The following is a 20,483-nucleotide window of genomic DNA, read 5'->3' as shown; positions in this document are numbered from 1 at the left end:
CTTTTCAAGAATAAGTATTTTCTAACACTTTATTTTACCCTTTACAAGAAGCTTTTTCAAGCCAAAGGGAGTGAATAGCATGCAGAACAGAAAAAAACCAACTTATTTGTCAATTGTATGTAAACATGGTAGACTAATAGCGAAAAATATTATATTTAAGGAGTATTATATGACAAATATAATCGATAGTTTATTCTATCCTTTGCTTTCTGCTTTACCAGGCGTCATCCGTATGCTTGTCCTGGTTATCATTGCCTTTGTGTTGGCTGGCTTATTACGCAAGCTAACTCTAGCTGGTTTGAACAAAATCCAGTTCTCACAAAAATTACAAGAATGGGGTGTTATCAAGCCTGAAGATAACGGCCAAGCCCTCATCAAAACACTTGGTCAACTTGTTTACTTCCTTGTGATTCTCTTCTTCCTTCCATCTATCTTGTCTGGTTTGAATATCAGTAGCACGGTAGATCCAATCTCTAGCATGTTTGAGAAATTCTTTGCCTTTATTCCAAACATGATTGCAGCTGGTTTGATTATCTTTGTTGGAACTTTCTTCTGCAAATTTATCAAAGGTCTGTTGACTGGTGTCCTAGAACGTTTGGATATTGATGCATGGTACACTAAAGTTACTGGTCAGGAAAAATTGCCATTTGACAGCAAACAAATCATTTCTGTCCTATCAACTGTTGTCTATGTATTGATCTTCATTCCGATCTTAACCTTGGCTTTGGAAACACTTGGTATCACAAGTATTTCTCAACCAATCGTTACCATTCTTAATCAAGTAATCGGTATCTTGCCAAATGTTTTGGTTGCCCTTATCTTGATTGCAGTTGGTAGCTTTGTAGCTAAATTGATTGGCAACCTTCTTGAAAATCTTCTTGAAACTGCCGGTATCAACAACTACTCTAAATACCTATTCGCTAAAGAAGAAGCTAACTTTGAATTGTCAGCTATCATTACTCAAGTCGTTCGTGCTATCATCATCGTTTTCTTCTTTATCCAAGCTATCCAAGTATTGAACCTTGAAGTATTTAATTCTGTTGGTTCTGCCCTACTTGCTTACCTGCCATCACTTATCAGCGCTGTTGCTATTGTTATCTTGGCAATCATCGCAAGCAATCTAGTAGCTAACTTCCTACAAAAAGTTACGGATAGCCCTCTTGTTATCACAATTGTACGCTACTTGATTATCGTATTTGCAGTCTTCATGGCTCTCGATCAATTGAAGTTTGCACAACATATCGTTCAATCAACCTTCACAATTGTTCTTGGTGCACTAGCAGTAGCCTTCGCCCTTGCCTTCGGTTTAGGTGGTCGTGACTTTGCTGCAAGACAACTTGAAAAATTAGAAAAGAAAATTGACAAAGAATAACCATTACAAATAGCCTGAACACTCGCTTGGGCTATTTTTTATACCCTAAAATCCTGAGAAAAAAGGCCGGACCAACTGTCCAGCCTTTTATTCTATTATTAACTTATTTTCCTTTAGGAGAACTATCTAGATAGTGAATATCCCTCATAGCCCAGACCCCAATGAAAATCATGATCAAACCAAGCCAGAAATTTGTAGAAAACTGCATGATTTTTAGAAATCCAAGAATGAGCGCGATAACTAGTACGACTAGCAAAAACACTGCTAAAATCAAATTGATAGTCCCCTTGACATTTTTAGGGGCTACAAAAATATAAAAGAGTACCAATAAAATCGCTAGGATGAGGTAAAACATAGCTCTTCTCCTCGGAATTATTCTTCAGTTGCTAATTTTTTCTTTTTAGCTGCCTTGTCACGTTCTGCCTTATTCAAGATTTGCTTACGAAGACGGATAGACTCAGGCGTTACTTCCATGTATTCATCATCGTTCAAGAATTCAAGGGATTCTTCAAGAGTCAAGATACGCGGTGTTTTGATAACTGATGTTTGGTCCTTGGTTGCTGAACGAACGTTGGTCATTTGTTTAGCAGTCGTGATGTTCACAGTCAAGTCATTTTCACGTGAGTTTTCACCAATGATCATTCCCTCGTAAACTTCAGTACCTGGGTTGACAAAGATTGTACCACGCTCTTCGATACGCATGATTGAGTATGTAGTTGCCTTACCTTGGTCGATAGAAACAAGGGCACCACGGTGACGACCACCGATTTCACCTTGAACAACAGGCAAGTATTGGTCGAAAGTATGGTTCATGATACCGTAACCACGGGTCATTGAAAGGAATTCAGTTGAGTAACCAATCAAACCACGCGCAGGTACAAGGAATACAAGACGAGTTTGACCATTACCAGTTGAAATCATGTCCAACATGTCACCCTTACGCTCTGAAAGAGATTGGATAACAGAACCTTGGTATTCTTCTGGTGTGTCGATTTGCACGCGCTCAAATGGCTCCATTTTCACGCCATCGATTTCCTTGATGATAACTTCTGGACGTGATACTTGAAGCTCATAACCTTCACGACGCATGGTTTCAATCAAGATAGACAAGTGCAATTCACCACGACCTGAAACAGTCCATTTGTCTGGCGAGTCAGTAGCTTCTACGCGGAGAGATACGTCCGTTTGCAATTCTGCCAAAAGACGTTCTTCGATTTTACGTGATGTTACCCACTTACCTTCACGACCTGCAAATGGTGAGTTGTTGACCAAGAAGGTCATTTGAAGTGTTGGTTCATCGATACGAAGAACTGGAAGTGGCTCAACCGCATCAGTTGGTGTTACCGTTTCACCAACGAAGATGTCTTCCATACCTGAAACGGCAATCAAGTCACCAGCTTTTGCTTCTTGGATTTCCTTACGCTCAAGACCGAAGAAACCGAAAAGTTTAGTAACGCGGAAGTTTTTAGTAGTGCCGTCTAGTTTTGAAAGGGTAACCTGGTCACCTACTTTAACAGTACCACGGAAGACACGACCGATACCGATACGACCTACGAAGTCATTGTAGTCCAAAAGCGATACTTGGAACTGCAAAGGCTCATCTGAGTTATCGACTGGCGCTGGAATATGCTCGATAATGGTATCAAAAATTGGTGCCATGGTTTCTTCTTGGTCTGCTGGATTGTCAGACAAGGAAGAAGTTCCGTTGATAGCTGATGCATAAACTACTGGGAATTCCAACTGGTCATCATCTGCACCGAGTTCGATGAAGAGTTCAAGGACTTCATCCACAACTTCTTCTGGACGAGCAGATGGCTTGTCAATCTTGTTAACAACGACGATTGGCGTCAAGTTTTGTTCAAGGGCTTTTTTCAATACAAAACGGGTCTGTGGCATAGTACCTTCGTAAGCATCTACGACAAGGACAACACCGTCAACCATTTTCATGATACGCTCAACCTCACCACCGAAGTCCGCGTGCCCTGGTGTGTCCATGATGTTGATACGAGTACCGTTATAAGCAACAGCAGTGTTTTTAGCTAGGATAGTGATACCACGCTCTTTTTCGATATCGTTTGAGTCCATGGCACGCTCATCCAACTGCGTACGTTCATCAAGGGTTTGGGATTGTTTCAATAATTCATCAACGAGGGTTGTTTTTCCGTGGTCAACGTGGGCAATAATGGCTACATTACGGATGTCTTCTCTAAGTTTTGTCATAATATCCTCTGTATCTTTTAATTTAACTAAAAAAGTATATCATAGATTGGCGAAAAAATCACAGATAATCACATTGTAAATGTTTTCAGACAAAAGTTTGAAAGAATCTAGGAAAGAATCTGTAGCCAGCGTTGAACCTATAATTAAATAATCTGTTCTACCACCTATATCTATCTATTTTAAACACTAAACTTTTTATATAATAACATGTATAGAAAACGCTTTTATTTTATGATTGAATATGATATACTTAAAGAAATATGAAAGGAGATTCTTCAAAATGAAAGTGAAGACATTCGTTATATCGTTAGCTGCTCTCCTTATCGGAGCAAGTATCCAAACAAGCGTTTCTGCAGATACTCCTATCTATCGCCTATATAACCGACAGAATGGTGAACATCTTTATACCACTGATGCAAATGAAAAAGATGTTTTATATAACCAACATGGTTGGGGATACGAAGGTATTGGTTGGAATGCCCCTGACACTGGCACACCTGTATACAGACTTTATAATGCTGGTCTTCAGAACCATCTCTATACTAGCGACACCAATGAAGTGGCGGAATTAACTGCTAAACACGGTTGGACATCTGATAACAACGGACAACCAGTATTCTACTCTGGTGGTACCGTCCCAATTTACCGCGTTTATAACTTCAAACTCCGTGGGCTTCACCATTGGACAACAGACCTAAATGAGTACAATGTTCTCCCTAGTCATGGCTGGTCACAAGAAGGTGTTAAATTCTATGCGACGTCCCTAGGACAGCAAATTACAACTCAGTATGTTACTCCTCCTGCACCACCTACTATAGAAGCACCTCAGACCCCTGTTCAAACTGAACCAGCAACTCCTACACAAACTGAACCAGCTGCACCTTACTATCCAAATTGTTCTGCAGTCCCTGAAAGTTTAAAACCTATTCTATCTGGCCAACCTGGTTATGGCCCACATTTGGATAGAGACGGGGATGGTCGTGCATGCGAACCGACTAGACAGTGATAGAAATTATGATTAAAAAATTTGTCAGCTGTATTTGTTTATTGCTCTGTTTGGTGATCTTCTATGCCTGCAAACCTTCTCAAGAAGCTAAATCAGAGGTTATCACCTCCACTCAGTCTATTTCGCTTGAAGAAGTGGAAGAAAAGATACGCAGCCGAGAAGACTTCTATCTCTATGTAGGACGACCAACCTGTCCTTATTGTCAAAAATTCTTTCCAAATTTGGAAAAAGCCATTCAAGATACACAAGTTCCCGTTTACTATCTCAATACAGATGAAGAATCTAGTGACCCTGTAAAAAGTTTTGTATCGTCTCAAAATATACAAACAGTTCCTCACTTAACCTTCTATCAAAATGGTGAAAAACAAACTTATCTTGAAAAAGGAAGTCAGACTCCACTTGAAGAAATTGAGCAGTTCTTGAAACAATATTAAATAGAAAATGATAGACTTCCTTTTTGAAACCTATCATTTTTTATATACTCATCTTACAAGATATTTTCAAAGTTATCACGCACTTCCTGTGGCCATACGCTAGATTGAACTTCACCGATATGTTTCTTACGAAGCAAGAACATGGCCAAACGAGATTGACCAATCCCACCACCAATAGACAGTGGAAGCAAGCCGCTCAAGAGCGCCTTATGCCAGTCAAACTCTAGGCGGGCCTGATCACCAGTAATGGCTACCTGACGACGAAGGGCTGCCTCATCAACTCGAATACCCATTGATGACAATTCAAAAGCTGAACCCAGAACTTCGTTCCAGACTAAGATATCCCCATTGAGCCCCTTGTAATCCCCTTCTGATGGACTAGTCCAGTCATCGTAGTCCGAAGCACGACCATCATGTGGCTTACCATCTGCCAGTTCTCCACCGATACCGATTAGGAAGACTGCGCCGTATTCTTTGGCAACAACGTTTTCACGCTCTTTTGGCGTCAAGTCTGGGAAATTTTTCACCAAGTCTTCCGTGTGGATAAAGGTGATTTTCTTTGGAAGAACAGACTCAATGTCATAGCGAGCCTCCACAGCCAATTCTGTCAGGCGGATGGCCTTATAAATCTGCTCAACCGTTTCCTTCAAATAAGCTAGATTACGACGACCTGCTGGAATAACTTTCTCCCAGTCCCACTGATCCACATAAACCGAATGAATTTCATCTAAGGAGTCCTCATCAGGACGCAGGGCCTTCATATGAACAAAGAGCCCTTCTCCTTCATTAAAACCGAATCGAGCCAGGGTATGACGCTTCCACTTAGCAAGAGAGTGTACGACTTCGTAAGTTGCATCTGGAATCAATTTGACATTAACTGACACGGCATTCTCCACTCCTGACAAATTATCTTGAATACCATCCCCGACACGACTTAAAATCGGTCCTTGTACTTCTACGATTTCTAACTTGTCTTTCAAATACTGTGTGAATGTATTTTTGACGAAAGAAATCTCCTCTTGCTGATGAATGAAGCTTTTCTTCATACCTTACCTCCTCGTAAAATTGATACACCTATTATACTCTTTTTTTTCAACTTGTAAAGCCTTTTTATTAAATATTCTGATAATTTAATGAACTATTAGAAATCCTGATAAGAAAAGGGTTTCTGCAATTCTCTTATCAACTCTTCTGTCAACCGTCTAGGACCACGGACAGCTTTCACTCCTAGGTCCATCATGCGCTCTCTTGGCAAAAACTCATCTGGCAACTGTGCAATCAACTCGACCTGCATGACTGACTTGTCCCTTGGGATATCCGACTGACCATGATTGGTGACATTGGCTTGCAAAACCCGACAAACATAGCGAATGGCCTGTACAGGCGCCGTCACGTAGATGGCTACGATGTCCCCAGCTTGAATGGTTGATTTTTGCGGCCAATAGACTACCTTATTTTCCGCAAACTCAGTATCAATATCATAGACCTTGGGATTGGCTGGAATAACCCAGTAATCAGGCCCCTGCTCCGCCTTATAAGATTTTGGTCCCAACATAAAACGACTTTTCTCAAGGAGGGCAAACACCGTCTGGTCCTCCATCGTATCATCCAGTAAGACCGACACCCAGGTCTTCTTCGACATATGGTAGGCAGGGAAGATGCCCGACTGACTCAGCAGCTCTGCTATTTCCCGACCGTCAACCTTGAGATTGACAATCTCCACCTCTTCTTGAGAATCGCTCCCATCCAGCTTGTCCCTCGGAATCTGACTGACCAGGGCATACCACTTGTTATTGTTGGGATGGCGAAAAGCCCCATAGGTCGGCAACTTGGCAAAGGGATAGTCAGGAAGGTCGCCCCACTGCTCCTTGATGAGCTGGGCTAGGCGGTTGCTTTGGTCTTTGGTAAATGGCAGAGCGATACAGCAGGCTTCCTCTACCCGACCCAAAATGGTCTGGTAAGCCTCACGCACCTGCCCCACAAAAGCCCCCGCTGGCGCAGTCACCAGATGGGCGGTATAGACCTCCTCCATCTCACAATCCCAGACATAGGACGACAGCTGACCAGCCTCATCGACCTCCACCACCGCCTCTAACTGCCCCTCCATGAACACTTCACGATAGATGTAACGATTGTTGGAGAGGATAAAACCGAAAGGGATGAGGGAGGGGAGGTGGATTTGGTAAGAATTAGATTTGTTCATCATTCATCCTTGCTTCCTAGAAAATAGAGGAATAATCTGTGAGTTTCTCTTTAATAAATATCCTCAAGAACATGATACTCCTTTACTGCTTTTGACTGGACTATTTTTTCTCTAAAGCCCAACTCTTTCAATGGATTTTCAATCGTCACAATTCTAGGGATACTCTCCAAATTTAACACTAAAGATAAGACAAATTGATTTGGAAATTCTTTCGCTTTCAAAAATTCTTTCTCAGTCATTCTGAAACGACCTCTGTTTTCTCGAATTCCTTTTACTTCGGATAAAAATACCCTTTCTGTTGTTGTGATTTGAAAATCATATCCATCACCATACAAACGAGCATCTTCAATACTCCCTGCTTTAAACAGAGGTACTGACTGGAAATGTTGCAAAAAGTATTGCTCTGCTTCTAGACCGGTTTCCTGCAATTTCCGAAATCGTGTTTGAATAATTGGTTTTTGAGCCACAAAAATGTCCTTTAAGAACCCCTCTTCTTTTAAGCTCATTTTCAAAATATCTGCAAATTCCGTTACATCTGCAGTTCCAAACAAACTATCTATAAATAATTTTCGATGCTCATAAACATCTTTTTTCTGCCACCAACCCCGCCGACCATTCTCAAAATAAGGATCAAATAAATCCATACGTTGCTTGACAACACCTGTCGTTTCAGTTAAACCAAGCTGAACAAAATACTGATAAAAATCCGTCTTTGTATTGAAACCAAATTGCTTGATTAACTGGGTATCAAATTTAGCCAGACCATAGCCAATTAAATTTAATAGATGGTAATATTTGTGCTTACTCATAACTTATACCTGTTCCAATTTATTATCCCCATTATACCACAAAACCCAGCCTTTTTAGGCTGGGCATTTGATTGTATTCTACCTACTTAACCAGTTTCTTCATCTCTTCAATCCGCCCTACTGTCGCATCGTATTTTGCTTGGTAGTCGGCTTGTTTTTCTTTTTCTTTTTCAACGACTTCTGGTTTGGCGTTGGCGATGAAGCGTTCGTTGCTGAGTTTTTTGCCGACCATATCTAGTTCTTTTTGCCATTTGGCCAATTCTTTGTCTAGTCGAGCCAACTCTTCTTCGACGTTGAGGAGGTCGGCGAGTGGCAAGAAGATTTCAGCACCGGTGATAACGGCTGACATGGCTAATTCTGGTGCGGCAATGCTTGAGCTGATTTCCAACTGCTCTGGATTTGTAAAGCGGCGGATATAGTTTTCATTTGCCTTGAAGAAGGCTTCAAGCTCGCTATCTGCCGTCTTAATCAAGATAGTAATCGGCTTAGATGGCGCAACATTGACCTCTGCTCTGCTATTTCGCACCGAACGAATCAGATCCTTAAGGCTTTCCACTCCCTTGTGGGCTTCCGCATTTTCAAAGGCTGGGTTGACAACAGGGTAAGCTGCCACCACGATAGAGCCCTCTGCGTACTGAGCGAAGATCTCTTCCGTCACGAACGGCATGATTGGGTGGAGGAGGCGAAGGATTTGGTCCAGCGTGTAGAGAAGGACAGAGCGGGTCATGACTTTCTCGGCCTCGTTGGCGCTGTAAAGAACTTCCTTGGTCAGCTCCACATACCAGTTGGCGAACTCTTCCCAGATGAAGTTGTAGAGGATGTGCCCAGCCACACCGAACTCGAACTTGTCGAAGTTTTCAGTGACCTTGGCAATGGTTTCGTTGAGGTTGTGGAGAATCCAGCGGTCCGTCACGTTACCAGCCTCACCAGTTGCGACTTTGGCTACATTCTCACGCGCCGCATCCAAGGTCAAGCCTTCATTGTTCATGAGGATGTAGCGGGAAATGTTCCAAATCTTGTTGATAAAGTTCCAAGACGCGTCCATCTTCTCATAAGAGAAGCGAACATCCTGACCAGGAGCAGAGCCGTTTGACAGGAACCAACGCAAAGCGTCTGCACCGTATTTCTCGATGACATCCATTGGGTCAATCCCGTTTCCGAGCGACTTGGACATCTTGCGACCTTCTTCGTCACGGATCAAACCGTGGATCAGCACGTTCTTGAAGGGCTGACGGCCGGTGAACTCAAGCGATTGGAAAATCATCCGTGACACCCAGAAGAAGATGATGTCGTAGCCCGTTACCAAGGTTGAGGTCGGGAAGTAACGCTGGAAGTCCGTCGCGTTTTCGTCAGGCCAGCCCATAGTTGAGAATGGCCAAAGGGCAGAGCTGAACCAGGTATCTAGGACATCCTCATCCTGTACCCATCCGTCACCTGCTGGTGCCTCTTCTCCGACGTACATTTCGCCAGATTCGTTATACCATGCTGGAATCTGATGACCCCACCAAAGCTGACGCGAGATAACCCAGTCATGTACATTTTCCATCCATTGTAGGAAGGTATCGTTGAAACGTGGTGGGTAAAATTCTACCTTGTCAGCTGTGTCTTGGTTGGCAATGGCATTCTTCGCCAATTGGTCCATTTTAACAAACCATTGAGTTGACAAGCGTGGCTCGACTACCACACCAGTACGCTCAGAGTGTCCAACGGAATGCACACGGTTTTCGATTTCAACAAGTGCACCCAGTTCTTGTAACTTAGCAACGGTTGCCTTACGAGCTTCAAAGCGGTCCATACCTGCAAATTCACCCGCCAACTCGTTCATAGTACCGTCTTCATTCATAACGTTGACTTGTGGCAAATTGTGGCGTTGTCCAACGAGGAAGTCATTTGGATCGTGGGCAGGTGTTATTTTCACAACCCCTGTACCAAATTCTGGGTCTGCGTGTTCATCCGCAACGATTGGAATTAACTTGTTAACGATTGGCAGGATAACGTTTTTGCCAATCAAGTCCTTATAACGTGGGTCTTCTGGGTTAACCGCAGCCGCAACGTCACCGAACATGGTTTCAGGACGAGTTGTCGCAACTTGAAGGGCACGAGAGCCGTCTTCCAACATGTAATTCATGTGGTAGAAGGCACCTTCGACATCTTTGTGAATAACTTCGATATCAGAAAGAGCTGTGCGAGCCGCTGGGTCCCAGTTGATGATAAATTCGCCACGGTAGATCCAGCCTTTTTTGTAGAGTTCCACAAAGACCTTGCGAACGGCTTTTGACAAGCCTTCGTCCAGCGTAAAGCGGTCACGTTGGTAGTCCAAAGACAGACCCAACTTGCCCCATTGCTCACGAATGGTCGCTGCATACTCATCCTTCCATTCCCAGACTTTTTCAAGGAATTTTTCACGACCCAAGTCATAACGGGTCACGCCTTGCTCACGCAAGCGCTCCTCAACCTTAGCCTGTGTGGCAATCCCCGCATGGTCCATACCTGGAAGCCAGAGAGTGTCAAAGCCCTGCATACGCTTCTGACGGATGATAATATCTTGAAGGGTTGTATCCCAAGCGTGTCCTAAGTGCAACTTACCTGTTACATTTGGCGGCGGAATGACGATTGAATAGGGCTTGGACTCCGCATCGCCTGACGGCTTAAAGACATCTTGGTCCAACCAAGTCTGGTAACGACCAGCCTCAACCTCGGCTGGATTGTATTTTGGTGATAATTCTTTTGACATATTTTGTCCTTTCCACATTTATAAAACTTGCTTAATCAAACTCATGATATACTCTAAATTGTCTGTCGTCTTAACCTTCAGCTCGTAATCCCCATTTCCAAAATGACCGATATTTGAAACATCTCTGGTTAATTGTTTTGGATCATCCAATTGACCAATTCGGGCATTTATGAACAGTTTTAACTGCTTGTTTTGAATTTCAATATCAACAATATTATGACCATCCTTCTTAAAAGCAATATAATACTTAGTAGGAATTAACTCACAATCCGGTATCAATTGAAAAATAGCTTGTTTAAAGCTGTCATACAACTCTACAATATCGTCCGATTTTTTGAGTAATAAATCTTCTTCAGAATAGGTTTTTAGCTCCTGGGCAACAAGGGACAGATCCGATTGCTCTTTAGAAACTGATGCCTTAATACTCGGGGCATTCTTCGATTTTTTAATACCATTCACAAATAGTACATCATTTTCAAATTTCCTAACCTCCCAAAGCTCGATATTCAAATCTTTGAAGTCAACAGCCTGTTTTTGAAAGGAAGTAAAATTAGGAGAAACAAAAGCCACCTTACTTTGGGACCAGTCTACCTGTGATTTATTTAGCAACTTCCCTGTTCGTTCTTGATACTCCAAAATGAAATCTGCCTTGTATTTCAACAAAGTATTCAAATAAGACACACCTTGATCTAAAACGCTTTGGTTGGCGCTACGCTTGTACTCAATAATAACAAAGGCATTTGTTTCTTGATCAAAGGCAAGTGTATCTAAGCGCTGATTCTGAATAGAAAACTCCGAAGCAATAAATTCTAAGCCAGTTAACTGAGTTAGATGACGCTCAAATAAGCGTTGTAAATCGCGCTCTAGCTTAAATGCTTGATCTTTTAAATGATACAATTCATTCCCATTTAACTTAAAAAGATTCATCGCAAACCTCGCCTTTCAAATTCCCCCACCAACTCTATCTTAATCCCATCGGGATCTTCCAAATAGAGGGCGTAGTGGGCTGGTCCTCCTGCATGGGGATAGCGGTCGTCGTAGAGAAGTTTGACTCGTCTGGTCAAAAATTCCTTCCGCCATTGGTCAATATCATCAGGTGTTCCCGCATGAAAGGCTAGATGATTGAGCCCCGTACGGCAACGGTGATAGCCTGCCTCTAGGAAATCCTCTGGCGTTTGGACAAAGACCAGGTACTGCTCTTCTTTTTTATAAGATAGCCCTTCCTCCCACTCCTGATAGAGCGAGTAGCCCAGCTTGGTCAGGAGAAAGTCGTAAAATGCACGCGAAGTTTCCAAGTCAGAAACGTAAATTTCAACATGATGTAGCATATTTCTCCTTTCCAAATGAAAATCCCTGCCTAGACTTTCTAGACAGGGACGAAGTTATTCCGCGGTACCACCCTTGTTCAGATACATTATCTGCACTTTGCTTATTCGATTCACATCATCAGCAACCAGTTTTGACATTTGTGCGGATTTCTCAGTACCACCGCTTCCTGTGACAAATGGGGCTCAAAACACCTCTGAATGGCTTTATTGTAACAAATTGCACCTTAAAAAGCAAGGGATTTAAGCTTTCAAGTCAATCCCTTTTTCTTTCAACTGCTTGATAGTTGCAGGACCGATGCCTTTAAGAGCCAAGAGCTCTTTTTCTGTATGGTTTGCAAAATCAGCCACAGATTGAATACCTGCTTGGTAGAAGGTTTCCAAACGTGCTGCCGCAATACCTTCCAAGTCAGGAAGTGCCATAAAGGCTTCCAATGAAGTCGCTGAAGAAGTCACCTCTGCTACAACTTCATTCACTTGTTCCACAGCATGCTCTACTGCAGCTTCAGCCTTTTCAACTACAGTTTCAACAGCCTCACGCGCTGTAGCAACCCCCACACGCCCTGCACGTTTCAAGTCTGCCAACTGTTTTTTCAATAGTTTTTTACGATTTACATTTTTCTTTGCCAAGATTTCTATCCTCTCTTTAATAATGTCTTTGGCCAAATAAGTCATCTGGTAAATCATGGAAGCTCTTGCCAGCATGATAGTTGGCAAATTTCCCCTGGATAAAACGATAAGCATCTAGCTTACTTTCGTAACGGATGTAGGCATCCGCCGCACGCTCATCCTTATCCTCTTCCAATACACGACGGCTTTCTTCTACCGCCATCTCGTTTACCATGACCTGAGTATTGACCCAAGCTTCAAATTCCTTTAAAAATTCTTGTTCTTTTGTCATTATTTTCCTCTTTCGTCTGCTTCAATCGAAACACACCGATTTATTATACCACATTTTCCAAAAAAGACAAGAAGCCCTATCTGTCTAGCAGGTAGAGCTTCTCATTCTTACCATGAAAATTGATAAACAGTCTGAGATAAAAATTCCTCATCTTTTTCCAGCAAAATGGAGCCAAAGCCATCTAGGTTGCAAGCATTTGGCAGAGCCTGGCATTCCAAGCTAAAGGCACCATGGTAGGCAGCCAAAGCTTCAACAGGATAATTGTAAGTGTAGATGACTACTGATGGCTGATTGGTTCGCACGCGCAGACTTATTTTCCCATCTGGGCTACTAACTTCAACTGGAACCTCCACCTGCTCCAAAAGCCATGGATGGTCGTAACCTTTCACAAGGATATTCTGAGGGTGCTGGCTGTCAAAGCCCTGAGCAAATCTTGCTCCCTCTCTAAAGTCAAACGGTGTTCCCGTTACATCCTCTAAGACACTTGTTGGCAGATTATCCTCACCAAGCGGAGCATAGCGATTTGCCTCAATCCGAATTTCATGGTCTGCTACTGACTGCTGAAAATCCCCCGATAAGTTGAAATAGATGTGATTGGTCGGATTGAAAATCGTGTCTTTGCTAGACACCGCTCGATAATCCACCGTCAACTCGTTCTGGTCTGTTAGACCATAAATAGCCTCAACCCTCACATCTCCTGGAAAACCATTGAAACCATCTTTTAGGACAATGCCAAAGGTCACTTGATTTTTCTCATGGTCTAGAAGGACATCCCAGTACTGTTCATTTGCCGTGTCAATCCCACCATGCAAGGTTCTGCTAGGTTCATTTTCTGTGAACTGATATCTGGTTCCCTTTATCTCAGCCTGAGCACCTGAAATACGCCCCGCTACTGGGACAATGCTTGAACCAGGGTACAAATCTGTCTTACGGTAATCATCATCCGACTTGGCAGCCAAACTGACATTCCGTAAACCACCATTTTCTTCTACCGGCAAGAGAACTTCCACCACTCTGGCACCAAAATCAGTCAGAGTAACCTGCATGCCATTTTTATTTTTTAAGCAATAGAGCTTCGCTTTTTCACCAAAATCTTTTACGTCAATCATTGCTTTTCCTCACAACATCAAATGAGGGGAGGCAATCAACTTGCTTCCCCTCAGGATACTTAAAGCCTCATCATATAGATGACTAGTCAGAAAACTGGAATGAGAAACCCATTTCTAGGCTCGGGCTAAACTAGTCCACCGAACTAGTTTATTCCTCATCATCGTCATCGCTTGTTAGTAGGCTATTGACATGGACGAGGTTGCTTGTACCAAATTCCACATAGTCTACGGCTTCACCGAGCAAGACGCCGTTCAAGAAACCAATCACCATAGGCATGTTCATACCTGCATAGAGGTCAAACTGCCCACCGTCAATCAATTTACGGGAAACAACGTTGGCTGGTGTACCGCCCAACAAGTCAGCGAATACAACAAAGTCATCTAAATTAGCAACTGTTTCTTCAAATTTCTTCTGGAAGTCTTCTGGACCTTCTTCTGGTAAAAGAGCTACTGTATAGATATCCTCCTGAGGACCCATAATCATCTCAGTAGATTTCTTCAATTCTTCACAGAAAATCCCATGACTTACTAAAATTAAACTCTTACCCATACGCTTACATGCCAAAGACAAACTTACCGATTGCTGAAAGCGTTACTGCAAGAACGATGATAATCAAGATAGCCTTAGTAGAAGTCATACCTTTGCGTCCTAGCAACCAGAAGACAAAGCCTGTGAAGATAGCTGGTACCAAACGAGGGAAGATAGTGTTGAGCAAGTCTTGTACATCAATCACTTTTTCACCAACACTTGGAGCCCATGATACTTCAAAGTTAATCATAGTTGCAATCAAGGCACCCATCATGAAGACACCCATTACAGAAGCAGCATCTACAAGAGCTGTCAACTTATCACGCATAGTTGTGATGAGTTTAGTACCTTCTTTATAGGCAATTTCCAACTGTTTCCAACGGAAGATGTCATAAGCTACTGCTACAGCTACCCAAAGGAAGATACCTGCTGGAGTTCCTTCTTTAGCCATAGTCGCTGCTACAGTACCCATGATAGCTGGTACAAGGGAACCAAAGATAGAGTCACCGATTGGAGCAAATGGTCCCATCAAGGCTGTCTTAATACCGTTAACTGCATCCTTAGAAGCTACACCGTCGCTTTCTTCAAGCGCCAAGTCAATACCAGTAATGATGGTATGGAAGAATGGAGAAGTGTTGAAGAATTGAGTATGCAATTTCATCATTTCCTTCAATTCAGGAGTACCATCTCCATACATTTTACGAAGCTGTGGCAAAATCATGTAGAGGTAACCAGAACCCTGCATCCGCTCATAGTTCCAACCTAACTGATAAGTGAACAAGCTACGTTTGTTGATTTGATTAAAATCTTCTTTTGTTAGTTTGTAATTAGATTTCGTCATCTTCAATTTCCCCACTTTCTGAAACTGATGGAGCAACCACTGCTACTTTTTGGCTATTTTTGAAGTGAAGCACTGAAAGGAAAGCACCCACAATAGCGATACCGATCATTGACAAGCCTTTGAAGTTGTTCACAAAAGCGATACCTGCATCTTCAGGAAGAGTGCCAACGATACCAGCAACAGCACCACCCAAAGCTGATACGTTACCGTAAAGAACAGTCAACATAGCTGTAAGGGCAAAACCAACTGCCAAGTAGTGAAGGTTACGTTTAAGTGGAAGGTAGTGGAGCAAGATTGCAAATCCAAGACCTGGAAGCATACGAGCAGCAAGTGTTAAACCATCTGCAATCCATTGATATTCTTGGATAGTAGTAACCATTGTGTTTACAAACTCACCACCGAATGCAAGGGCAAGGAAAACAGGAAGTGCACGAGATGCTGCCCATGGAATAGCTCCAAGAAGGTAGTTGCGTTCGATTGCTGCATAGTCAAATTTTTCAACCGCAGCATCTACGCGGTGTGCAAAGAACGTAGTTGAGAAACGACCAGCAATATCTGTATAAACAAGAAGTGCTGCTACAGGTACTGCGATAGTAGATACGGCAAGTTCTGGGTCAATACCTTGTGAAACTGAGAAAGCTGTCGCAAGAACCGCACCAGAAGTTGCGTCGATACGAGATGCACCACCGAAAGTACCTACACCAAGTACCATCAATTGAAGAGCTGCTCCAATGGTCAAACCAGTTGCCATGTCACCCATGATCAAACCAGAGATGAACCCTGCGAAGACTGGAGAACCAGCTGACGATACAATTGTCAACTCATCACAAATCTGATAAGCAGAGTAGAGCGTTAGAAGTAATATTTGCCACCATTGCATAATAGTGAACCTCCTTTAAAATTTTTCAAAAATATCCGAAGTTTATCTGACCTTATCCAAGAGTGGCATAAAGTCTTTTGGCGTGTCGCCTGGTACCATTTGAGCGATCAATTTCACTCCCTTAGCAACCAAGGCATCAAAGTCCGCAATGTCCTTGTCTACAACGTTAATAGAGCGAGTAACAGAGCGAGTTTCTGGTGATTGTGACATATTGCCGACGTTCAATTCAGCAAGTTCTACACCATATTCAACCAAGCGGAGGAAGTTTTCAGGACGACGGGCAACAATCAACAAACGTTGCGCATCATATTTGCCTTCCTTGATGTTATTAGCTGCTTTTTCGATTGGCAAAATAGATAATTTTACCCCCGGTGGGCAGGCTAATTTCAAACCTTGTTTCTCAATGTCGTTTTGAGCAACCGCATCATCGATAACCATGATCCGACTAATATTTAATTTAGTCGTCCAAAGGTTAGCAACCTGACCGTGGATCAAACGACCATCAATACGTGTAGCAATAATTGCCATACAATGTTCTCCTTTTCTTCATAAATCTTTCTGTTAGACACTCTCAAGGGAGTACCTATACTTCTTTATAAACGGGTTCCTGTGAAAAGCTAATCTTCTCTCTATATTGTCCTTCCGTTTCAAAAACGACTATTTCATTAACTCCTTTCTTTAAGTATCCTTTTGGAATATAGAGATAGAGGATTGGACCTTTTTCCCAGAAACGTCCGATATTTACATTGTTAACAAATACAACACCCTTACCAAAACCTGTCATGTCCAAGTAAGTGTCTGCCAGGTCTTCTAGTTCAAACTGGTAGCGATAGAAGGCTGGTTGCCCCTCCTGCCACCCTTTTGTGAAGTCTAGTCCAGAAATATCATCCAGTGGCAATGGGTACATATCCCAATTACTGATATAGTGCAAATCTGCTATGGCACCACGACCCAAACCTTTGGATTGTGTAGGTGCAGTCAATTTATGACCGTAATTGACTCGTCCCATGTTTTCAACTAACACTGCTAGTTCAACCTGGTTAGACTGGAACTCTAATTCAATATCTTCACCAATTTCTGTCTGATACTGGGTTGTAACCAAGCGACCATCGGCATAGACCTGAATACGATCTCGAGCATCAATGACACGAAGTCGCTCTGCCTCATCCTTATCACGTTCTATCCGTGTTTTATAAAGAATATAGCCTGTCGATTGACCCAACTCTTCCATATTTTTTGGATAGAAGCTAGATGAGTAATCGCTTACATTTTCTGCTGTAGAAAATAGACCAACCTTGTCCTTTAAGTCTACTGCTGGATAAGCCTTGGCTTCCTTAACCAGTGGCTCCGCATAGGACAAATCAGGATAGGCTTCTTTCATACGTTTTTGTAAGGCATAGAATTTCTTAGTTGGATTACCAGCCTCATCTAAAATCGCATCATAGTCATAAGAAGTCACCTGTGGCAAATCAATCTGACCCCGAGCCGAGCAACCATTCATGAAGCCAAAGTTGGTTCCTCCGTGGAACATATAGAGGTTAATCGAACCTAATTCAATACATTCCATAACAGCGTCAACCATCTCATCTGGATCGCGACGAATAACTTCATCACCCCAGCGGTTAAACCAACCATCCCAGAACTCCATACACATGTAAGGCCATTCCTTGCCATATTCATTAAAGAAGGCCTGCATGTTTGCAAAGTTTTCTCTAGCTCTCGAACCAAAGTTACCTGTCACAAAGATGTCGTCTTCTATCAAGGTCCCTGCTCGAAGCGTTGCCCGCCATGCACCATCAGAAGTGAAGAGCGGAGCTGTCAAGCCATACTTCCTCATTAGACCTGCTACAGCCCTTAGATATTCCTTATCCTCACCATAGGAACCATATTCGTTCTCTACCTGGAACATAAGGATATTGCCACCTTGTGCGAGTTGGAACTTGGCTAATTTAGGAAGAAGAGAAGCGTAATATTCATCTAAGTGCCTTAGGTAGCGTTCATCATGAGAACGAACCCTCAGCTCCTCCTGCATCAGCCAAGCGGGGAGACCTCCCCATTCCCACTCAGCACAAATATATGGGGAAGGACGAACGATAGCATAAAGCCCCAAATCCTGCGCCAGCTGTAAGAAGCGCTCCAGATCCAGTATCCCTTCATAGCAAAACTCCCCTTTTTTAGGTTCGTGCATATTCCAAGGAACATAGGTTTCAACCGTATTAAAACCTAAAGCTTTTAAGTTATACAAGGAATGGTACCAGTCATCAGGATGCACTCGGAAATAATGGATGGCCCCCGATAGAATTTTAAAGGGTTGATGATCTAAGTAAATTTGATCTTTTATATAGAACTCTGTCATCTCGTCACCTTTATAATTATATACCTTTCTGTTAATATAATAACACTTTTTACTGGTTATGTCCACTACTTTTTTGAAATTTTTTTGAAATATTTTATTCTTTTTGAAAAATATAGGATAGGGAAAAGGATTACAGGGATTTTTTTAGGGTTTCCAGCTGTATATTTTGATTTTTCAAAATTCATTTAGTATAATAAAACATGGAAAGGAAGTAATAAATATGAAAGTACCTAAGTACCAACTGATACAAAATGACTTACGTCAACAGATTATCTCTGGTAAATTTGAAAATGGCGATAAATTTTACACTGAATCTGAATTGACAAAACTATTTAACGTTAGCTCTATTACGGTTATCCGTGCTGTGAATGAATTGGTTAAGGATGGCTACCTGGTTCGTCAACAGGGCAAAGGAACCTTCGTTTCCCGTTCCCGTAAAGGACGCTTGGTAGAATTCTCCGATATTGAAGTTTTCTCAATGGATAAGGATACCGTTGTCGTGCTCTCTTGTGAAAAAGGCAATGATCCTGACATTCTAGAAAAACTCAATCTGGATAAGAATGATTTCTACTATAAGATTGTTCGTGTGCGTTCAGCAGAAAATACACCCTATATCTTCCACAATTCCTATATCCCTCAACGATATATTCAAAATCCGGATGCTCCACTAGAACATTATCAGTCTATCTACCAACGCTTCAAATTGGACTACAATATCCATATGTCTGAGGAACCGTTTGTTGAAACAAATGAAATTGTTAGCCCTTGTCCAAAAGACGTTTCAAAACATTTAAATTTAAAAGCAACAGAACCTGCAGTTCTTCAAAATAAAACAACCACTCACAGCGCAAGTGGTGAAATTATGGAATATACTGAAACCTACAAGCACTGGAAATACTACAAATTTGAAATCATGGCTAACCACCGTTAAATGCAAAAAACGCAGACTTAACCATCTGCGTTTTTTTCTATTTCTGATGAATAATCTTATAACGAAACTGATCCGCTCTAGCAATACTCAGTGTAAACTCAATTATCCTATTTTTATCATTGTAGGTTTTTCTCACCAAATGAAGAACTGGACTGTTGTTAGGAATACTTAACATCTTTGCTTCATTATCCAAAGAAATACTTGCATAAAATTCTTCTTCTGCCAAACGGATGGTTTGGTCATAATCTTCTAAAAACAATTCATACAAGGGTAACTCCATCATTCTATCCGCAGATAAACTCGGAAATAGAGAGGCAGGAACATAGGTCCTCTCTAGCATCATTGGGATCTCATCAGCCAGACGAAGGCGTTCTATTTCAAAAACCTCTTCACCCTTACGCAACTGTAGATGTTGAGCAAGATAATCAGTAGCTGGAACAGTCTGAAAAGACAGAATTGAAGTTCGGGGTTCCTTACCAATCTTTCTCATCTGGTCTGTGAAACTGTAGGACTGGGATAAATCAACAGCATTATCCAAAATTTCTGAAACATAGGTTCCCTTGCCATGTTTCCTATAAACTAAGCCGCGCTTTTCCAACTCCTGCAAGGCTAGGCGAACGGTAATGCGACTGACCCCATGTACCTGTGTCAGTTCCCGCTCTGAAAGCAATTTATCATTTGGCGCCATTCTCTCACGAATAGCTACTTCTAGTTCATCGACCAACTGCAAATAAAGGGGTTTGTCATCAACTTGACCACTCATAGCATCCTCCTTTCGAATCAGCACAATCTCTCACCATTATTTTACACTAAATTCACTATATTAACAAGAT

21 protein-coding genes are annotated in these 20,483 nt (G+C 42.2%); 4 read left to right on the top strand and 17 right to left on the bottom strand.

Annotation, left to right across the window (positions count from 1 at the left end):
* The first annotated feature begins 169 nt into the window (after nucleotides 1-169).
* Nucleotides 170-1,372, top strand: a complete 1,203-nt coding sequence (locus C1G53_RS02135) for a mechanosensitive ion channel (protein ID WP_105117493.1) — start codon at nucleotides 170-172, stop codon at nucleotides 1,370-1,372.
* A gap of 103 nt (nucleotides 1,373-1,475) precedes the next feature.
* Here the strand turns inward: C1G53_RS02135 and C1G53_RS02130 are convergent, their stop codons facing one another.
* A complete protein-coding gene (locus C1G53_RS02130; protein ID WP_105117492.1) occupies nucleotides 1,476-1,727 on the bottom strand; it encodes a DUF3165 family protein in 252 nt (83 codons plus the stop codon).
* A 17-nt stretch (nucleotides 1,728-1,744) separates the two neighbouring features.
* A complete protein-coding gene (gene typA, locus C1G53_RS02125) occupies nucleotides 1,745-3,592 on the bottom strand; it encodes a translational GTPase TypA (protein WP_105117491.1) in 1,848 nt (615 codons plus the stop codon).
* Nucleotides 3,593-3,872: 280 nt separating this feature from the next.
* Between typA and C1G53_RS02120 the strand changes: the two genes are divergently transcribed.
* A complete protein-coding gene (locus tag C1G53_RS02120; protein WP_161941350.1) occupies nucleotides 3,873-4,598 on the top strand; it encodes an excalibur calcium-binding domain-containing protein in 726 nt (241 codons plus the stop codon).
* A gap of 8 nt (nucleotides 4,599-4,606) precedes the next feature.
* On the top strand, nucleotides 4,607-5,032 hold the full coding sequence (locus C1G53_RS02115) for a thioredoxin family protein (RefSeq protein ID WP_105117489.1): 426 nt from the start codon (nucleotides 4,607-4,609) through the stop codon (nucleotides 5,030-5,032).
* Nucleotides 5,033-5,085: 53 nt separating this feature from the next.
* Here C1G53_RS02115 and asnA read toward each other — a convergent pair whose 3' ends face one another.
* The 14 genes from asnA to C1G53_RS02045 form a co-directional block, all read right to left on the bottom strand.
* Complete coding sequence (asnA, locus tag C1G53_RS02110; RefSeq protein WP_105117488.1) at nucleotides 5,086-6,078, bottom strand: aspartate--ammonia ligase; 993 nt, start codon at nucleotides 6,076-6,078, stop codon at nucleotides 5,086-5,088.
* 95 nt (nucleotides 6,079-6,173) lie between these two features.
* Nucleotides 6,174-7,235, bottom strand: coding sequence for an MmcQ/YjbR family DNA-binding protein (locus C1G53_RS02105; protein WP_105117553.1), 1,062 nt, complete (start codon nucleotides 7,233-7,235; stop codon nucleotides 6,174-6,176).
* A 50-nt stretch (nucleotides 7,236-7,285) separates the two neighbouring features.
* A complete protein-coding gene (locus tag C1G53_RS02100) occupies nucleotides 7,286-8,044 on the bottom strand; it encodes a DUF3883 domain-containing protein (RefSeq protein ID WP_105117487.1) in 759 nt (252 codons plus the stop codon).
* Between the two features lie 82 nt (nucleotides 8,045-8,126).
* Nucleotides 8,127-10,778 carry a valine--tRNA ligase gene (locus C1G53_RS02095; RefSeq protein WP_105117486.1) on the bottom strand — a complete coding sequence of 884 codons (2,652 nt, stop codon included), beginning with the start codon at nucleotides 10,776-10,778 and terminating at the stop codon, nucleotides 8,127-8,129.
* A gap of 18 nt (nucleotides 10,779-10,796) precedes the next feature.
* Nucleotides 10,797-11,705 carry a DUF5655 domain-containing protein gene (locus C1G53_RS02090; protein ID WP_044667920.1) on the bottom strand — a complete coding sequence of 303 codons (909 nt, stop codon included), beginning with the start codon at nucleotides 11,703-11,705 and terminating at the stop codon, nucleotides 10,797-10,799.
* Nucleotides 11,702-12,106 (bottom strand): VOC family protein, encoded by a 405-nt coding sequence (locus C1G53_RS02085; RefSeq protein ID WP_105117485.1) that lies wholly within the window; start codon nucleotides 12,104-12,106, stop codon nucleotides 11,702-11,704. Before C1G53_RS02085 ends, C1G53_RS02090 begins: the two co-directional genes overlap by 4 nt.
* 240 nt (nucleotides 12,107-12,346) lie before the next feature.
* On the bottom strand, nucleotides 12,347-12,733 hold the full coding sequence (locus C1G53_RS02080) for a helix-hairpin-helix domain-containing protein (RefSeq protein ID WP_105117552.1): 387 nt from the start codon (nucleotides 12,731-12,733) through the stop codon (nucleotides 12,347-12,349).
* A 16-nt stretch (nucleotides 12,734-12,749) separates the two neighbouring features.
* On the bottom strand, nucleotides 12,750-13,004 hold the full coding sequence (locus tag C1G53_RS02075; protein ID WP_105117484.1) for a DUF1912 family protein: 255 nt from the start codon (nucleotides 13,002-13,004) through the stop codon (nucleotides 12,750-12,752).
* Between the two features lie 107 nt (nucleotides 13,005-13,111).
* A complete protein-coding gene (locus C1G53_RS02070) occupies nucleotides 13,112-14,113 on the bottom strand; it encodes an aldose epimerase family protein (protein ID WP_105117483.1) in 1,002 nt (333 codons plus the stop codon).
* Between the two features lie 148 nt (nucleotides 14,114-14,261).
* Nucleotides 14,262-14,663, bottom strand: a complete 402-nt coding sequence (locus C1G53_RS02065; RefSeq protein WP_105117482.1) for a PTS sugar transporter subunit IIA — start codon at nucleotides 14,661-14,663, stop codon at nucleotides 14,262-14,264.
* Nucleotides 14,664-14,667: 4 nt separating this feature from the next.
* A complete protein-coding gene (locus C1G53_RS02060) occupies nucleotides 14,668-15,483 on the bottom strand; it encodes a PTS system mannose/fructose/sorbose family transporter subunit IID (protein ID WP_105113637.1) in 816 nt (271 codons plus the stop codon).
* A complete protein-coding gene (locus tag C1G53_RS02055) occupies nucleotides 15,470-16,366 on the bottom strand; it encodes a PTS mannose/fructose/sorbose/N-acetylgalactosamine transporter subunit IIC (RefSeq protein WP_161941357.1) in 897 nt (298 codons plus the stop codon). Before C1G53_RS02055 ends, C1G53_RS02060 begins: the two co-directional genes overlap by 14 nt.
* Before the next feature lie 39 nt (nucleotides 16,367-16,405).
* Nucleotides 16,406-16,891 carry a PTS system mannose/fructose/N-acetylgalactosamine-transporter subunit IIB gene (locus C1G53_RS02050; RefSeq protein WP_105117480.1) on the bottom strand — a complete coding sequence of 162 codons (486 nt, stop codon included), beginning with the start codon at nucleotides 16,889-16,891 and terminating at the stop codon, nucleotides 16,406-16,408.
* Between the two features lie 55 nt (nucleotides 16,892-16,946).
* Entirely contained in the window at nucleotides 16,947-18,719 is a 1,773-nt protein-coding gene (locus tag C1G53_RS02045) for a glycoside hydrolase family 35 protein (protein ID WP_105117479.1), read from the bottom strand.
* Between the two features lie 220 nt (nucleotides 18,720-18,939).
* On the opposite strand from C1G53_RS02045, the gene C1G53_RS02040 reads away from it, so the two are divergent.
* The gene (locus C1G53_RS02040; protein WP_105117478.1) at nucleotides 18,940-19,650 is read left to right on the top strand and encodes a GntR family transcriptional regulator; all 711 of its coding nucleotides are present in this window, start codon (nucleotides 18,940-18,942) and stop codon (nucleotides 19,648-19,650) included.
* Nucleotides 19,651-19,687: 37 nt separating this feature from the next.
* Here C1G53_RS02040 and C1G53_RS02035 read toward each other — a convergent pair whose 3' ends face one another.
* On the bottom strand, nucleotides 19,688-20,413 hold the full coding sequence (locus tag C1G53_RS02035) for a GntR family transcriptional regulator (RefSeq protein WP_105117477.1): 726 nt from the start codon (nucleotides 20,411-20,413) through the stop codon (nucleotides 19,688-19,690).
* Nucleotides 20,414-20,483 lie beyond the last annotated feature (70 nt).

The organism is Streptococcus suis (genome assembly GCF_002960445.1).
Classification (GTDB): Bacteria; Bacillota; Bacilli; order Lactobacillales; family Streptococcaceae; genus Streptococcus; species Streptococcus hyiners.
Note: the sequence above shows the minus strand (reverse complement) of the source record. Positions and strands in the feature narration are given on the sequence as shown.

Coding starts and splice junctions, on each gene's coding strand:
- C1G53_RS02135 (WP_105117493.1), top strand. CDS start 170: ATGACAAATATAATCGATAGTTTATTCTATCCTTTGCTTTCTGCTTTA.
- C1G53_RS02130 (WP_105117492.1), bottom strand. CDS start 1,727: ATGTTTTACCTCATCCTAGCGATTTTATTGGTACTCTTTTATATTTTT.
- typA (WP_105117491.1), bottom strand. CDS start 3,592: ATGACAAAACTTAGAGAAGACATCCGTAATGTAGCCATTATTGCCCAC.
- C1G53_RS02120 (WP_161941350.1), top strand. CDS start 3,873: ATGAAAGTGAAGACATTCGTTATATCGTTAGCTGCTCTCCTTATCGGA.
- C1G53_RS02115 (WP_105117489.1), top strand. CDS start 4,607: ATGATTAAAAAATTTGTCAGCTGTATTTGTTTATTGCTCTGTTTGGTG.
- asnA (WP_105117488.1), bottom strand. CDS start 6,078: ATGAAGAAAAGCTTCATTCATCAGCAAGAGGAGATTTCTTTCGTCAAA.
- C1G53_RS02105 (WP_105117553.1), bottom strand. CDS start 7,235: ATGAACAAATCTAATTCTTACCAAATCCACCTCCCCTCCCTCATCCCT.
- C1G53_RS02100 (WP_105117487.1), bottom strand. CDS start 8,044: ATGAGTAAGCACAAATATTACCATCTATTAAATTTAATTGGCTATGGT.
- C1G53_RS02095 (WP_105117486.1), bottom strand. CDS start 10,778: ATGTCAAAAGAATTATCACCAAAATACAATCCAGCCGAGGTTGAGGCT.
- C1G53_RS02090 (WP_044667920.1), bottom strand. CDS start 11,705: ATGAATCTTTTTAAGTTAAATGGGAATGAATTGTATCATTTAAAAGAT.
- C1G53_RS02085 (WP_105117485.1), bottom strand. CDS start 12,106: ATGCTACATCATGTTGAAATTTACGTTTCTGACTTGGAAACTTCGCGT.
- C1G53_RS02075 (WP_105117484.1), bottom strand. CDS start 13,004: ATGACAAAAGAACAAGAATTTTTAAAGGAATTTGAAGCTTGGGTCAAT.
- C1G53_RS02070 (WP_105117483.1), bottom strand. CDS start 14,113: ATGATTGACGTAAAAGATTTTGGTGAAAAAGCGAAGCTCTATTGCTTA.
- C1G53_RS02065 (WP_105117482.1), bottom strand. CDS start 14,663: ATGGGTAAGAGTTTAATTTTAGTAAGTCATGGGATTTTCTGTGAAGAA.
- C1G53_RS02060 (WP_105113637.1), bottom strand. CDS start 15,483: ATGACGAAATCTAATTACAAACTAACAAAAGAAGATTTTAATCAAATC.
- C1G53_RS02050 (WP_105117480.1), bottom strand. CDS start 16,891: ATGGCAATTATTGCTACACGTATTGATGGTCGTTTGATCCACGGTCAG.
- C1G53_RS02045 (WP_105117479.1), bottom strand. CDS start 18,719: ATGACAGAGTTCTATATAAAAGATCAAATTTACTTAGATCATCAACCC.
- C1G53_RS02040 (WP_105117478.1), top strand. CDS start 18,940: ATGAAAGTACCTAAGTACCAACTGATACAAAATGACTTACGTCAACAG.
- C1G53_RS02035 (WP_105117477.1), bottom strand. CDS start 20,413: ATGAGTGGTCAAGTTGATGACAAACCCCTTTATTTGCAGTTGGTCGAT.